Raw genomic sequence first — 14,586 nt, 5'->3', positions numbered from 1 at the left:
CATCCGCCTCAGATCGCCTTCGCTTCGTTGCGAAGCTTGTTCACCAGTTCGGCCACGTCGGCCACCTTGACCCCGCCCTTGCGCGCCGCCGGCTCGGCATGGCGCACTTGGCGCAGGCGCGGCGCGACATCCACGCCCAGTCCGGCCGCCGGCAGCACGTCGAGCGGCTTCTTCTTCGCCTTCATGATGTTGGGCAGCGTCGCATAGCGCGGCTCGTTCAGGCGCAGGTCGGCGGTGACGACCGCCGGCAGGCTGAGCTCGATCGTTTCCAGGCCGCCGTCGATCTCGCGCGTGACGCGCGCCTTGCCGCCATCCGGCACCAGCTTCGAGGCGAAGGTCGCCTGCGCCCAGCCCAGCAGGCCGGCCAGCATCTGCCCGGTCTGGTTGGCGTCGTCGTCGATCGCCTGCTTGCCGCAGATCACCAGCGTCGGCTGCTCCCGCTCGGCCACCGCCTTCAGCAGCCTGGCCACCGCCAGCGGCTGCAGCTCGGCATCGGTTTCGACGAGGATGGCGCGGTCCGCCCCCATCGCCAGCGCGCCGCGCAGGGTTTCCTGCGCCGCGGCGGTGCCGCAGCTCACCACCACCACCTCGGCCGCCGTGCCCGCTTCGCGCAGGCGCACGGCTTCCTCGACGGCGATCTCGTCGAAGGGGTTGATCGACATCTTCACGCCGGCCAGCTCGACCCCGCTGTTGTCGGACTTGACCCGCACCTTCACGTTGTAGTCGACGACCCGCTTCACCGGGACAAGAATCTTCAAGATGTTCTCCTTGCTTGGTTTTTGTCAGGCCGCGAGCGGCTCGCGGCGCAGCATCACGACTTGGGCGTCGAAACTGACGACCATCTCGTCGCGCTGGTTCAACAGCTCGAAGCGCGAGGTCACCACGCCGCGGTCCGGCTTCGATCCCGGGCCGCGCTCGACGTGGGTCACCCGCGCCCGCAACTCGTCGCCGGCCACGCCGGGACGATGGAAGCGCAGCCTGTCCCAGCCGCGGCCGGCGATCGACGCGGTCTCGCCGCTGGGGATGCCGTGGCTCAGCCGGATCGTGATCGACAGCAGATGCACGCCGGCGGCGAACAACTGCCCGATCGGCGATTTCGCCGCCGCGGCTTCGTCGATGTGCGGCGGGAACGGGTCCCACTCGGTGGCGAAAGCCTTGATGTTCTCGGCGCTCAGCACGTAGCGTTCGGGCGATTCGCGCGCTTCGTCCAGCACCATGTCTTCCCAATAGATCATGCTTCTGCCTCCTCGGCCGCCGGGTAATCGGTATAGCCTTCGGCGCCCGGCGGCCTACTAGCGTCCTGCGGTCGAAATGCGCCAGCGGCAGGCCGTCGCGCAGGCGCCGGACCAGATCCGGGTTGCCGATGAAGTGCCGCGCAAAGGACACCGCGGCGGCGCTGCCGTCCGCCACTGCGGCCTCGGCCGTGGCGCCGTCGAAGCCGTCGTTGAGGATCAGCGCGGTACCGAAACCTTCGCGCGCGAGGCCGAAGGCATCGATGTCCGGCACCGGCGCGCGCATCACATGCGCGTAGGCCAGGCCCAGCCGTCCTGCCTGGCTCGCCAGCGCCGCGTGGGTCGCCGCCGGGTCGGCATCGGCGGTGTCGTTGTAGGTGTTGCCCGGGTTGAAGCGCAGGCCTACCCGGCCCGGCCCGATCGCATCGGCCATCGCCTGCAGGCACTCCAGCGCGAAACGCACCCGGTTGTCGATGCTGCCGCCGTATTCGTCGCCACGCTGGTTGGTGCCGGAACACATGAACTGCATCGGCAGGTAGCCGCTGGTGCAATGCAGTTCGACACCGTCGAAGCCGGCCCTGCGCGCATTCAGCGCGGCCTGACGGTGTTCGGCCACCACCGCGCGGACTTCGTCCGTGGCCAGTTCGCGCGGCATGTCGTAAGATTGCATGCCGGCGTTGTCGGTGAAGACTTCGCCGGCGGCGCGGATCGCCGACGGCGCCACCGTCTCGACGCCCTCGCCCTTGACGTGGCGGCTGCCGATCCTACCCGCGTGCATGATCTGCAGCACGATGCGTCCGCCGCGCGCATGCACGGCCTCGGTGACCTTGCGCCAGCCGTCGATCTGCGCCGGCGTGGCGATGCCCGGCTGGCGGCAATAGGCCTGCCCGGCGGCACTCGGCCAGGCGCCTTCGGCGACGATCAGGCCGGCGGCGGCGCGCTGGGCGTAGTACGCCACCATCAGCTCGCCGGGCACGCCCCGGGCGTCGGCGCGGTTGCGCGTCATCGGCGCCATCACGATGCGGTTGGCCAGCTCGAGCTCGCCCAGCCGCAGCGGGCTGAAAAGATGCGGGAAGGCGGCCATGCCGGTACTCACAGCGCGGTCACCAGCACCGACGAACGGCCGCCGTCGACCGGCAGGCTGGCGCCGGTGATGTAGGAGGCTTCGTCGCTGGCGAGGAAGAGGATGGCATTGGCCAGTTCGTCCGGCTGGCCGACGCGCCCCATCGGGATCAGCTTCTCGGTGTTGCGGCGCGAGGCCTCGTCGGCCAGCATGCCGGCGGTGGCGGGCGTCTCGACCACGGCGGGGATCACCACATTGACGCGGATGCCGTGCGGCGCGCCTTCGGCCGCCGCCGCGCGCGAGAAGTTGTCGACCGCCGCCTTGGCCGCCGAGTAACCGGCCATCCACGGCGTGCCGAGCTGGCCGCAGATCGACGACAGATTGACCACCGCCCCGCCCTTGCCCTTCATCAGCCGCAGCGCGGCGCGCGTGCCCCAGAAGGTGCCGTCGACCGAGGTGGCGAAGTTGGCGTGCCAGTCGGCGGTGCTCATGTCCTCGATGCCGCCCCAGGTGTAGGCCATCGCGTTGTTGACCAGCACGTCGAGGCCGCCGTGGCGTGCCGCCGCGGCTTCCAGCGCGGCGGTGAAGGCGGCTTCGTCGCTGACGTCGGCCACCACCGCCTCGGCCTTGCCGCCGGCCGCGGCGATGCGCGCCACGGTTTCGTCCAGCGGCTCGCGGCGGCGGCCGCACACCACCACCGTCGCGCCTTCCTGCGCGAAGCGATGCGCGGTCGCGGCACCGATGCCGCTGCCGCCGCCCGTCACGAACGCCACCTTGCCCTGTAAACGACCTGCCATGTTCCGTCTCCTCGTCGCGGCCGCCGCGCACCCGGCGCGGCCTCTGCTGCCGATGATGATCCCGACTCCGCCGGGGCTCCCCGGCATCGAATCGGCCCTTTGCCCCGAGAGTAGGGAAAGGCCCCGGCCGCGCCATCGTCCGATGGGACTAACGGCAATGGACGAGCCTGCCGCCGGCCGAAGCCAGGCGGAAAAAGCAAAAGCGGCGGGCGCATCGCACCCGCCGCCTTGCCGGCCCGGAATCGCCGTCCTGCCGGCGCGCTCAGCCCGGGAAGCGCACCTTGACGCGTTCGCTGAGCGGCAGCGCCTGGCAGCTCAGCGTCCAGCGCTTGGCCAGGTCCTTGGCGTCGAGCACTTCGTTGTGGCGCAGATGCACGTCGCCTTCGACGATCTGGCACATGCAGGATGCGCACATGCCGGCCTGGCAGGAATACGGCGCGTTGATGCCGGCTTTCAGCGCGGCATCGAGCAGGGTTTCGGTGCCGGCGACCTCCAGCACATGCAGCTCGCCGTCGAGTTCGATCTCCACCGTGGCGCGCTCGACGCCCGCCGCCGGCGCAGGTGCGGCAGCATTGATCGCGGCCACATCCTCCTCGTCGGGCAGGGAGGCGAAACGTTCGACGTGCACCTGCTCGCCATCCATGCCGGCCTGCGCCAGCGCCGACACCATCGCATCCATGAACAGGCCTGGGCCGCAGATGAAGGCCTGGGCGTGGCGCCAGTCGCGCGCCAGTTCGGCAAGCTGGGCGACCGAAGGCACGCCCTGCACCGAGTCGAGCCAGTGGATCACCCGCAGGCGGGCGGAATGCTGCGCGGCGAGCGCGTTGAGCTCGTCGCGGAAGATCACCGAACGCTCGTCGCGGTTGGCGTACAGCAGCAGGATGCGGCCCTGGCCGTGGGCCAGCGCCGAACGCAGGATCGAGAACACCGGCGTGATGCCGCTGCCGCCGGCGCACAGCACGAAGTCGTCCTGCAGCGAAGCCGGTGTGGAACACCCCGGCGGGCGCCATCACGTCCAGCGCGTCGCCGGGGCGGATCTGGTCGCACAGCCAGTTCGAACCCCGCCCGCCCTGCACCCGCTTGACCGTCACCCGCAGGCTGGCATCCAGCGTCGGCGCGCTCGACATCGAGTAGCAGCGCGGCAGATGCCGCCCGAGCACCGGCAGGCGCAGGGTCAGGAACTGGCCCGGCCGGTATTTGAAGACATCGGCCAGTTCCGGCGGCACGTCGAAGACGAGCGACTTGGCGTCGTGCGTCTCGTCGACGACCGCCCGGACCGTGAGGCGGTGATGGCGCGGGGCTGTCATGGCGCGATGCTCAGATGTAGGGATCGGCGTTCGGCAGGCCGAGCATCACCGCACCGTGGGCGCGCGAATAGGCGTCCGCGTTGTTGGCGATGTGGGCGCGGGACTGGTGGATGTCGCGGAACACGCGCTCGATCGGATTCGTCCGGTAGGTGCCCGATGCCGCGCAGGCGCGCATCAGCTCGGCGACCATGGCGGCGCACAGCTTGGGCACCTGCGACGCCTGGGCGCGCTGCAGCAGGCGCTCTTCGACCGGCATCGCCTCGCCGGTCTTGGCACATTCGACGATGCGGGCGTAGTTGCGCAGCAGCACCAGCTTGAGCTGGTCGGTGGCCATCATCGCCTCGGACACCGCCTGCTGGGCGTTGACGTCTTCCGCCGTCTTGGCGCCATGCTTGCCGACGTGGGCCGCGGCGCGCTCGCGGAAATGGGCGATCGCGCCATCGAGCGCGCCGATGCAGGCCGAGGACACCGCACGCTGGAACACCTGGGTGAAGGGGATGCGATACACCCAGCCCGGATTGGTCTGGCGCCCCGGGCAGCCGGCGTCGCTGTGATCGTTGGTGCGCTGGGTGCGGTGCTCGGGCACGAAGGCGCCATCGACGACGATGTCGTGGCTGCCGGTGGCGCGCAGGCCGAGCACGTCCCAGTTGTGCTCGATGCGGAAGTCGGCCTTGGGCAGCAGGAAGGTCACGTGCTCCAGCGCGCCGGAACCGTCCTTCTTCGGCAGCAGGCCGCCGAGGAAGATCCAGTCGCAATGCTCGGAGCCGCTGGAAAAGCCCCAGCGCCCGGAGAAGCGGTAGCCGCCCTCGACCGGCTCGGCCTTGCCGGTCGGCATGTAGGTCGAGGCGATGCGCACCGAAGTGTCCTTGCCCCACACGTCCTGCTGGGCCTGCTCGGGGAACAGCGGCAGCTGCCAGTTGTGCACGCCGATCACGCCGTAGATCCAGGCGGTGGACATGCAGCCTTCGGCCAGCGTCATCTGGATGCGGTAGAACACCCGCGGATCGAGCTCGTAGCCGCCGAAGCGCTTGGGCTGCAGCACGCGGAACAGGCCCGCGTCGCTGATCTCCGCCACCGTCTCGGGCGACACCCTGCCGGCCTGCTCGGCGTCGAAGGCGCGCTCGGCGAGCCTGGGCACCATCGCCCGTGCCCGCGCCAGCAGTTCCACCGCCTCGGGCGTCATGTAGTCCTCGGCCAGAACGCCGGGAATCAGATCCTTGTCAATCGAGCCCATCTACCTGTCCTCCATGATCGCCGACGCGGGCGTGTCGCAAAGTGTTTTGCGGCAGACGCCGCCGCAGTGAGCGAAATGTTTCACACGCCCGCAGCGCCCTCATCGTCTGAACGGACTAACGCGGATGGCCGGCGGAAAGCCGGTTTTTCCTTTCAATACAATGCACAAGCAGCCATTCGCGCCGGCTGCGCGACGGAAACGAAAAGCCCGATCCACGTCTTTTCGGCGCCGGACCGAGGCCGGTTGGCGCGGACGGAGCGTGGTCGACGAGCGGGCCCTTCGGCTTCGTCGAACCCTCGCCGGCCCCTCGACAACCCTTCATTACTCCCTCAGTAACCCCTCAGTAACCCTTTTGGACGATGCCTCCTGAGCTGTCGGATCAATAATTCACCCACCCCGCCACCGTCTCCGGACGGCATCCGGATACAAAGTGAGGAGACCCCCATGCTCGCCCCCGTAGGCATGTCGATGGCACTGATCGTCACCGCCGCCAGCATCTATGCGTTCTCGCCCAGGCCCGTGCCTCCGCTCGCGGAAACGCGCATCCCGATCGACAACATGCAGCTCACCACCATCGAGCGCACCGACGCCGGCATCGTCGTCGCCGGCGAACTGGGCTCGATCCTGGTGTCGGCCGACGACGGGCAGACCTGGACCAAGGCGGCGCTGTCGCAGGACCGCCAGGCGCTCATCACCCGTGTCGTCTTCGCCGACGGCAAGCGCGGCCTGGCGCTCGGCCACGAAGGCTGGATCCTGCGCAGCGAGGACGGCGGCCTGCACTGGCAGGAAGCCAACTTCAGCGAACGGAACGGCGAGCCACTGATGTCGGCGCGTCAACTGCCTTCGGGCGACTGGCTGGCCATCGGCGCCTTCGGCCAGGTGCTGCGCTCGACCGACGACGGCCGCAGCTGGTCGCCGGACGCGCTGCCGGACCTGAGCGACTGGCACCTGAACGACATCGCCTCGTCGGCCGACGGCCGCCACTGGCTGATCGTCGGCGAGGCCGGCACCGTGTTGCGCTCGGACAACGGCGGCAGCAACTGGGCAATCGTTCCGCCCTTCTACAACGGCTCGCTGTATGGCGCGGCCCACCTCGGCGGCGAACGCTGGGTGGCATACGGCATGCGCGGCAACGTCTTCACCAGCGCCGACGGCGGCGATTCCTGGCAGGCGGCGAGGATTCCCGCGCCGGTCTCGATCTACGGCCATGCCCTGCTGCCCGGCGGCGAACTGCTGCTCGTCGGCCAGGGCGGCATGGTGCTGTCGAGCAAGGACGGCGGCCGGCATTTCGACATCGCCAACCGCGAAGGCCGCGCCAGCCTGACCGACATCGCCCTTGCCGGCGACGGCCGCTGGCTGCTGTCGAGCGACGGCGGCCTGCAGGTTCGCTCGCCCTCTCCCGCCCCACGGAACACGCAAGACGGAGCCACCGAATGAGCCACGCCCACACCCCCTCCCGGACGGACGCCTTCGTCGCCGTCATGGCCCGCATGCTGATCCGGTGGCGCAAGCCGCTGGGCCTGTTCTTCATGCTGCTGACGCTGGGCCTCGGCTACTCGGCGCTGAACACCCGCCTCGACCCCGGCTTCAACAAGCTGATCCCGCTCAAGCACGAGTACATGGCGGCCTTCCTGGAGCATTCGGGCACTTTCTCGGGCGCCAACCGCATCCTGATCAGCGTGCAATGGAAAGGCGAAGGCGACATCTACAACGCCGACTTCCTGCCGGTGCTGCGCAAGGTCAATGACGAAGTCTTCTTCACCCCCGGCGTCAATCGCGGCAGCGTGCGTTCGATCTTCACCCCCAACGTGCGCTACATCGAAGTCACCGAGGAAGGCTTCAACGGCGACGTCGTCATCCCCGCCCGCTTCGAGGCCACCGCGGAAGGCCTGAACCAGGTGCGCACCAACGTCGCCAAGTCGGGCGTGGTCGGCCGCCTGGTCGCCAACGACCTGAAGTCGGCGCTGGTGCAGGCCGACCTGCTCGAAGTCAATCCGGAAACCGGCGAAAAGCTCGACTACGCCGGCGTCGCGCGCAAGCTCGAGGCGATCCGCGCCGAATTCGCCCAGGGCGACATCGACATCCAGATCGTCGGCTTCGCCAAGGTGATGGGCGACGTCATGAACGGCCTGTTCACCGTGGTGATGTTCTTCCTCGTCGCCTTCGTCACCACCTCGCTGCTGCTGTGGCTGTATTCGCGCTCGCTCAAGCTCACCGTGCTGGCGATCGCGGTGGCGCTGCTGCCGGTGATCTGGCTGCTCGGCATCCTGCCGCTGATCGACTACGGCATCGACCCGATGTCGGTGCTGGTGCCCTTCCTGATCTTCTCGATCGGCGTGTCGCACGCGGTACAGATGACCAACGCCTGGAAGCAGGACGTGCTGGCGGGCGAAACCGCGATGGAAGCCGCCGAAGGTGCGTTCCGCAAGCTCGCCATTCCCGGCATCATGGCCCTGCTCGCCAACGCGCTGGGCTTCCTCGTCATCATGGTCATCGACATCCCGATCGTGCACGAGCTGGGCCTGACCGCCTGCCTCGGCGTCGCGCTGATGATCATGACCAACAAGATGTTCATGCCCATCATCCTGTCGCACCTGCACCTCGAACGCATGGCGCTCGACCAGCCGGTGGACAACAAGGAAAAGCACCCGATGTGGTGGAAGGTCTCGGCGCTGTCCGAACCGCGCCCGGCGCTGGTCACCTTCGCCGTGATGCTGGTGCTGCTGGCCGCCGCCACCTGGTACTCGCGCCAGCTGCAGACCGGCGACATCGGCAGCGGCGTGCCCGAGCTGCACGCCGACTCGCGCTACAACCTCGACAACGACACGATCATCAGCAACTACTCGATCGGCATGGACGTGCTGTCGGTCTATGCGGAAACCGAGAACCTCCAGGAAGCCTGCCTGAACTGGGAGGTGATGAACGCCGTCGAGCGCTTCGACCTCCACATGCGCGGCGTCGACGGCGTGCAGTCGGTCAGCACCGTGGCGAGCATGGCCAAGCTGTACGCCGCCGGCAACAACGAAGCCAATCCGCGCTGGGCCGCGCTGCAGCGCACCGAAGCGGCGCTGCGCACCGGCGGCCGCGCCGCCAACCCGGAGAACGGCCTCAACTCGCACGGCTGCAAGACCATCCACCTCGCCGTCTACCTGAACGACCACCAGGGCTCGACGCTCAAGCACGTGGTCGACGAGGCCCGCGCCTTCATCGACCAGGACCACACGCCCAACGTCCGCTTCCGCCTGGCCGGCGGCAACGCCGGCGTGGCGATCGCCACCAACGAGGCTGTCGAGACGGCCGAAGTGCAGATGCTGGCCTCGATCTTCGCCTCGATCTCGCTGCTGTGCTGGCTGACCTTCCGCTCCTGGCGCGCCGTGCTGTGCGTGATCGTGCCGCTGATGCTGGTGACCATCATGTGCAACGCGCTGATGGCGCTGCTGGGCATCGGCCTCAAGGTCGCCACGCTGCCGGTGATCGCGCTCGGCGTCGGCGTCGGCGTGGATTACGGCATCTACATCTACGAGCGCCTGCAGCACGAAATGGCCGAACGCGGCTACGGCCTGCGCGAAGCCTTCTACGAAGCGATGCGCCAGCGCGGCACCGCGGCGGTGTTCACCGCGGTGACGATGTCGATCGGCGTCGGCACCTGGGCCTTCTCGGCGCTGAAGTTCCAGGCCGACATGGGCATCCTGCTGGCCTTCATGTTCCTGGTGAACGTGCTCGGCGCGATCTTCCTGCTGCCGGCGCTGGCCTGCTGGCTGGGCGTGGGCCGCGGCGCGGATGCGAACCACGCCACCGGTGTCGGCACGCACGCGTTGCTTCGCTCCTGAATCCAGGCCCGATGGGCCGGCATCGCGCGGCCATCGCCGTCACCCGGCCGTCTGCATGCGCGCCAGGCTCTTCACCGCCTCCGCCTCACTCTCGAAGATGTAGGGCGCCAGCTTGCGCCGCGACAGCGCTTCACCCAGCTTGGCGCGCATGAAGGCGCTGGTGGTGAAGCGCGTCACGCTTGAGTAATAGCGCTGCACGCAGTCGCGCACCATTTCCGCATAGCGGTCCTCGAGGTCGCGGTCGAGCACGAAGCCTTCGTAGTTGACGACGGCCTGCACGCGCTGACCCTGCCGGATCAATGGCTCACAGACCTGTGCAACCCGGGCGCCAATCGCATCCACGTCTTGCGGCGTCTTGATCTCCAGGTGCTCGAAGTTCAGGTACAGCACGTTCCTGGCCGCGTCGTAGGCAAAGCGAGTCGCGAACGGCAGGCCCACGAGGCTGCGGCGCAGGTCCATCGGCTCGTCGCGGAAAATGCGCGCATCCATCAGCCTCGGCCCCTCGATGCGCGGACGAAAGGCCATGTGCGCCAGCACGTCGCGCTCCAGATCGATGCCGGGTGCGATCTCGGTCAGCACCGGGCCGTCCGCACGCAGCTCCAGCACGCAGCGCTCGGTGACGTAGAGCACCTCCTTGCCCTGCGCGGCCGCATGAGGACCGGAGAAGGTGCGGTGCTCCACCTCGGCCACGAACTTGGGAGTGCTCGCATCGCGGCGAATGTCCAGGCCCTGGGGCGTCACGGCGATATCGCACGCGCCGGTCAGGAAGGTGCCGGTATAGACCACCTTCTTGGCGCTCTGGCTGATGTTGATGAAGCCGCCCGCCCCCGCCAGACGCGGGCCGAACTTGGAGACGTTGACGTTGCCTTCGGCATCGGCCTGCGCGAGGCCGAGAACCGCCACGTCCAGCCCGCCACCGTCGTAGAAGTCGAACTGGTAGGGCTGGTCGATGATGGCCTGCGCGTTCAGCGCCGCACCGAAGTCCAGGCCGCCGGCCGGGATGCCGCCGATCACGCCGGGCTCGGCGGTGAGCGTGAACAGGTCGGAGATCTTCTCCTCGGCGGCCACCGCCGCCACACCTTCGGGCATGCCGATGCCCAGGTTGACCACGCTGCCGGCACGCAGCTCCATCGCCGCGCGGCGCGCGATGACCTTGCGCAGATCCAGCGCCATCGGCCTGGCGCTGCCGTCGGGCACGCGCAGTTCGCCCGCGTAGGCGGGGCTGTAGCCAGTGGCAAAGGTCTGCTGGTGCTGCTCGGGCGGGGCCAGCACCACGCAGTCGACGAGGATGCCGGGAATCTTGACTTGTCGCGGGTTGAGCGAGCCGCTCGCGGCCAGGCGCTCCACCTGCACGATGACCAACCCGCCGCTGTTGCGCGCGGCCATGGCGATGGACAGCATCTCCAGCGTCAGCGCCTCGCGCTCCATGGTGATGTTGCCGTCGGGGTCGGCCGTGGAGCCGCGCACGATGGCCACGTCGATCGGCATGGTCGGATAGAACAGATATTCCTCGCCACGCACCTGCATCAGGCTCACCAGGTCTTCGGTGGTGCGTGCGTTGAGCTTGCCGCCGCCATGGCGCGGATCGACGAAGGTGCCCAGGCCGATGCGGCTCAGGTGCCCCGGCTTGCCCGCGGCAATGTCGCGGAACAGATGGGCGATCACCCCCTGGGGTAGGTTGTAGGCTTCGATCTGGTTGTCGATCGCGAGCTTCTGCAGCTTCGGCACCAGGCCCCAGTGCCCGCCGATGGCGCGCCTGACCAGGCCGGCATGCCCCAGGTGGTTCAACCCCTGCTGCTTGCCGTCGCCCTGGCCAGCGGCGTACAGCAGCGTGAGGCCGCCGGGCTTCTCATCGGCTGACACTGCGGGATCGAGGTACAGATCTTCGAGCGCGACGGCCACGGCCTCGGGAAAGCCGATGCCGACGAAGCCACCTGTGGCCACCGTGTTGCCGGGCCGGATCAGACGTACGGCATCTGCGGCGGAAACGACTTTGCTCGAGTCGCCCTTGGAGAGCCCGGCGACCGTTTCTCTTTGCGTGCCTGCCATGGCGGTATCCTTTCAGCGTGCGGTCCAGCCGCCTTCCACCGGCAATGCGACGCCGGTAATGGAGTCGGCAGCAGGGGAACACAGGAACAGCACGATGTCGCCGATCGCCTGCGATTCGACGAAGCGCTTGTTGGGCTGGGAAGCAAGGATCAGCTCGCGCACCACACGGTCCTCGCTCATGCCGTGGGCCTTGGCCTGGTCACGGATCTGGCCTTCGACCAGCGGCGTCTTCACGTAGCCGGGGCAGATGGCGTTGCAGGTGATCACGGTTTCGGCTGCTTCCAGCGCCACGGTCTTGGTCAGCCCCAGCACGCCGTGCTTGGCCGCCACGTAAGCCGACTTGAACGGCGAGGCCACCAGGCCGTGCGCCGACGCGATGTTGACGATGCGGCCCCAGCCACGCGCCTTCATGCCCGGCAGCGCGGCGCGGGTGGTGTAGAAATTGGAGGAAAGATTGATCGCGACGATCTGTTCCCATTTGGCCATCGGGAATTCATCCACCGGCGAGACGAACTGGATGCCGGCGTTATTGACCAGAATGTCCACCGCGCCGAGTTCGCGCTCGGTTTCTTCGACCATCGCGACGATCTCCTCGGGCTTGCTCATGTCGGCGCCGCTGTAGCGCACCGGCACGCCGAATTCCTGCGCCAGCCCCGCGCGCAGCTTTTCGATCTCGGCGGCATCGCCGAAGCCGTTGAGCATCACCGCCGCACCCGAACCGGCGAGCTGGCGGGCCACCGCCAGACCGATGCCGCTGGTCGAGCCGGTGACGAGGGCAACTTTGCCTTGCACCATGGAAGGAACTCCTTATTGAATTCTTCGTTTCTGTCGCACTGAAAGCTGCGCTCTGCATCCTGCAGCCGCAGCGCTTCACACCCAAGGGCTTCTGTGCCGAGTCCGCGGGCACGCCTGCCATGATTCCGGCCCTGGCCGGTCACAGCGACCGGGGCCGGAATCACGAGCGTGGCGGGCATGCGCTCTACTACGAGAGCCCGCCTTGTCAGAACTTCACGTTCTGCTGCCCCTTGAGCTGCAGGATTTCACGCGCTTCATCGGGCGTGGCGATCTCCGCACCCAGTTCCTGGATGATGCGGCGAATCTTGGCCACTTGCTGGGCGTTGGATTCAGCCAGCTTGCCGCGCGAGATCAGCAGCGAATCCTCCAGTCCCACGCGGACGTTGCCGCCCATCTGGCTGGCGGTGGTGGCAAACGGCATCTGCGCCCCGCCCGCCCCCAGCACCGACCAGCGGTAGTCGTCGCCGAACAGGCGGTCCGCCGTACGCTTCATGTAGATCAGGTTGTCGATGTCGGGACCGATACCGCCGAGGATGCCGAAGATGAACTGGATGAAGACCGGCGCCTTGTAGAGCCCGATGTCCATGCAGAAGCGCAGGTTGTAGAGGTGGCCGACGTCGTAGCATTCATGCTCGAACTTCACGTTGTGAGGCGCGAGCTGATTGGCTGCATTCTCGAGGTCCGCGAAGGTATTGCGGAAGATGTAGGTGTCGGAGTTGGCGACATAGTCGCGCTCCCAGTCGAACTTCCAGTCCTTGTAGCGCTTCGCCAACGGATGGAAGCTGAAGTTCATCGAGCCCATGTTCATCGAGCACATCTCGGGCGAGAAACGCAGCGTGGGAGCGATGCGCTCATCGATGGTGTTCTTCAGGCTGCCGCCGGTCGAAATGTTGATCACCGCATCGGTCGCTGCCTTGATGCGGGGCAGGAAGGTGGCGAAGGCGTCGGGGTCGATGGTGACGCCGCCGTCCTCGGGACGGCGCGCATGCAGGTGCAGAATCGCCGCGCCGGCTTCGGACGCCGCGATCGCCTGGTTGGCGATGTCGTCGGCCGTATAGGGCAGCGCATCCGACATGGTCGGGGTGTGGATCGCGCCGGTAATGGCGCAAGAGATGATGACGGGTTGTTTCTTTGCCATGATGTCCTCACACGGTCGGGTTGAGAAGTGCCTGATGCGGGCGCAGCAAATCGTCGAAACGTTCGATGTTCGAGAAGTCGGGGACACTGCGCGCGGCCTGAGCCTCACTGACCAGTTCGACCACTCGATCATTGAAGGGCGTCGCCACGCCGTGCTCGCGCCCGGTCCGGCAGACGATGCCGTTGATGAAGTTGATTTCGGTGTCGCGGCCCTTTTCCAGGTCCTGCAGCATCGAGGCGCGCAACTGGCGGTGCCGGGTCCAGATCGTGTGGATCAGCGGAATCACCTCGGGCACGGATGCGGGCGAAGCCAGCAGGAAACGCTCGAAATCCTCACCCTGCATATGGGCCATGCGGTAGCCCGCAGCATGGGCGGCGCGTACCGTCTCATCGGCGATGAAGGCCACGCACAGCAGCGAACGCGGGTCATCCATGACGTCGCCGAAGGTGCAGCCGAGCGCGGCGGACATGCCGCTGAAGGTCGCGTTCATCAACACCTTGGACCAGCGGATGCCCATCAGGTCGTCCAGCAGCTCGGTGCGGCCGACGCAGGCCAGATATTCCTGCACCTGGGTCAGGCGCGGGCGCATCACGCCGTCCAGCTCGCCGATCTCGAAGGCGAACTTGCTCACCGCCTCGGCGGTGGTGGTCAGCTTCGATACCCCCGGGCCGATCCAGGTCGCGCCGAAGCCCACCGCACCGCCGATGGTGCGCGACGCGCCGATGACCGCGGCGACGGATTGCTCGGGAATGCCGTTCTGCAGCGTGCAGACAATGCTTTGCTCATGCAGGTACGGCAGCAGATTCGACAGCACGGCCTGGTTGGCAGTCTGCTTGCTGAGCAGAAAGACCAGATCGTATTTGCCGTTCATCTCATCGGGCGTCAGCGCATTGACCGGCACCAGCAGATCCATCTCGCCGATGACGCGGGCGCCCTCGCGGTTCAGCGCATCCACATGTTCGCGGTTGGTGTCGATCAGATCGACCGGCTTCCCCCCTTTCGCCATCAATGCACCGATGATCGTTCCAAGAGAACCTGCTCCTACTATGGCTGCCCTCATTTTCTACTCCTGTAAAAAATTGCCGAACATCATTTGAGCCATGATTACCGGCATGCTCGCCATGCCGGCCAGTCATCGGCT

The 14,586-nt window shown here is 67.5% G+C and carries 11 protein-coding genes and 2 pseudogenes; 2 read left to right on the top strand and 11 right to left on the bottom strand.

All coding sequences use genetic code 11. The annotated features are described in order from the left end of the window. Window positions 1-8: 8 nt before the first annotated feature. The 7 genes and pseudogenes from AAFL97_RS04555 to AAFL97_RS04525 form a co-directional block, all read right to left on the bottom strand. Window positions 9-758: an electron transfer flavoprotein subunit beta/FixA family protein gene (locus AAFL97_RS04555; protein WP_341643919.1), complete on the bottom strand. Its 750-nt coding sequence runs from the start codon at window positions 756-758 to the stop codon at window positions 9-11. 24 nt (window positions 759-782) lie between these two features. Further along, window positions 783-1,235, bottom strand: a complete 453-nt coding sequence (locus AAFL97_RS04550) for a MaoC/PaaZ C-terminal domain-containing protein (RefSeq protein ID WP_341643918.1) — start codon at window positions 1,233-1,235, stop codon at window positions 783-785. Window positions 1,236-1,377: 142 nt separating this feature from the next. After that, window positions 1,378-2,238: pseudogene (locus tag AAFL97_RS04545) on the bottom strand (alkene reductase); the annotation flags it as partial. Window positions 2,239-2,324: 86 nt separating this feature from the next. Then, complete coding sequence (locus tag AAFL97_RS04540) at window positions 2,325-3,092, bottom strand: SDR family NAD(P)-dependent oxidoreductase (protein ID WP_341643917.1); 768 nt, start codon at window positions 3,090-3,092, stop codon at window positions 2,325-2,327. A 262-nt stretch (window positions 3,093-3,354) separates the two neighbouring features. Then, complete coding sequence (locus tag AAFL97_RS04535; protein WP_341643916.1) at window positions 3,355-4,053, bottom strand: flavin reductase family protein; 699 nt, start codon at window positions 4,051-4,053, stop codon at window positions 3,355-3,357. An 88-nt stretch (window positions 4,054-4,141) separates the two neighbouring features. Next, window positions 4,142-4,399, bottom strand: a pseudogene (locus AAFL97_RS04530) (FAD-binding oxidoreductase); the annotation flags it as partial. A 10-nt stretch (window positions 4,400-4,409) separates the two neighbouring features. Then, a complete protein-coding gene (locus AAFL97_RS04525) occupies window positions 4,410-5,633 on the bottom strand; it encodes an acyl-CoA dehydrogenase family protein (RefSeq protein WP_341643915.1) in 1,224 nt (407 codons plus the stop codon). Between the two features lie 444 nt (window positions 5,634-6,077). Here AAFL97_RS04525 and AAFL97_RS04520 point away from each other — a divergent pair, with 444 nt between their 5' ends. Continuing rightward, a complete protein-coding gene (locus AAFL97_RS04520; protein ID WP_341643914.1) occupies window positions 6,078-7,070 on the top strand; it encodes a WD40/YVTN/BNR-like repeat-containing protein in 993 nt (330 codons plus the stop codon). Further along, complete coding sequence (locus tag AAFL97_RS04515) at window positions 7,067-9,463, top strand: efflux RND transporter permease subunit (RefSeq protein ID WP_341643913.1); 2,397 nt, start codon at window positions 7,067-7,069, stop codon at window positions 9,461-9,463. The genes AAFL97_RS04520 and AAFL97_RS04515 overlap by 4 nt, the downstream gene beginning before the upstream one ends. 39 nt (window positions 9,464-9,502) lie before the next feature. Here the strand turns inward: AAFL97_RS04515 and AAFL97_RS04510 are convergent, their stop codons facing one another. The 4 genes from AAFL97_RS04510 to AAFL97_RS04495 all read right to left on the bottom strand — a co-directional run bounded on the left by AAFL97_RS04510 (window position 9,503) and on the right by AAFL97_RS04495 (window position 14,505). Beyond that, complete coding sequence (locus tag AAFL97_RS04510) at window positions 9,503-11,512, bottom strand: acyl CoA:acetate/3-ketoacid CoA transferase (protein ID WP_341643912.1); 2,010 nt, start codon at window positions 11,510-11,512, stop codon at window positions 9,503-9,505. Between the two features lie 12 nt (window positions 11,513-11,524). Further along, window positions 11,525-12,307 (bottom strand): 3-hydroxybutyrate dehydrogenase, encoded by a 783-nt coding sequence (locus tag AAFL97_RS04505; protein ID WP_341643911.1) that lies wholly within the window; start codon window positions 12,305-12,307, stop codon window positions 11,525-11,527. Window positions 12,308-12,512: 205 nt separating this feature from the next. Next, a complete protein-coding gene (locus AAFL97_RS04500) occupies window positions 12,513-13,445 on the bottom strand; it encodes a 3-keto-5-aminohexanoate cleavage protein (protein ID WP_341643910.1) in 933 nt (310 codons plus the stop codon). Between the two features lie 7 nt (window positions 13,446-13,452). Then, window positions 13,453-14,505, bottom strand: coding sequence for a ketopantoate reductase family protein (locus tag AAFL97_RS04495; protein ID WP_341643909.1), 1,053 nt, complete (start codon window positions 14,503-14,505; stop codon window positions 13,453-13,455). Window positions 14,506-14,586: the final 81 nt, after the last annotated feature.

Origin of the sequence: Thauera sp. SDU_THAU2, assembly GCF_038260575.1 — a bacterium.
Classification (GTDB): domain Bacteria; phylum Pseudomonadota; class Gammaproteobacteria; order Burkholderiales; family Rhodocyclaceae; genus Thauera.
This window is presented reverse-complemented; position numbering and strand designations above follow the sequence as displayed.

Excerpts from the sequence above, each read along its gene's own strand:
- AAFL97_RS04550 (WP_341643918.1), bottom strand. The coding sequence starts at position 1,235 with ATGATCTATTGGGAAGACATGGTGCTGGACGAAGCGCGCGAATCGCCC.
- AAFL97_RS04540 (WP_341643917.1), bottom strand. The coding sequence starts at position 3,092 with ATGGCAGGTCGTTTACAGGGCAAGGTGGCGTTCGTGACGGGCGGCGGC.
- AAFL97_RS04525 (WP_341643915.1), bottom strand. The coding sequence starts at position 5,633 with ATGGGCTCGATTGACAAGGATCTGATTCCCGGCGTTCTGGCCGAGGAC.
- AAFL97_RS04520 (WP_341643914.1), top strand. The coding sequence starts at position 6,078 with ATGCTCGCCCCCGTAGGCATGTCGATGGCACTGATCGTCACCGCCGCC.
- AAFL97_RS04515 (WP_341643913.1), top strand. The coding sequence starts at position 7,067 with ATGAGCCACGCCCACACCCCCTCCCGGACGGACGCCTTCGTCGCCGTC.
- AAFL97_RS04510 (WP_341643912.1), bottom strand. The coding sequence starts at position 11,512 with ATGGCAGGCACGCAAAGAGAAACGGTCGCCGGGCTCTCCAAGGGCGAC.
- AAFL97_RS04505 (WP_341643911.1), bottom strand. The coding sequence starts at position 12,307 with ATGGTGCAAGGCAAAGTTGCCCTCGTCACCGGCTCGACCAGCGGCATC.
- AAFL97_RS04500 (WP_341643910.1), bottom strand. The coding sequence starts at position 13,445 with ATGGCAAAGAAACAACCCGTCATCATCTCTTGCGCCATTACCGGCGCG.
- AAFL97_RS04495 (WP_341643909.1), bottom strand. The coding sequence starts at position 14,505 with ATGAGGGCAGCCATAGTAGGAGCAGGTTCTCTTGGAACGATCATCGGT.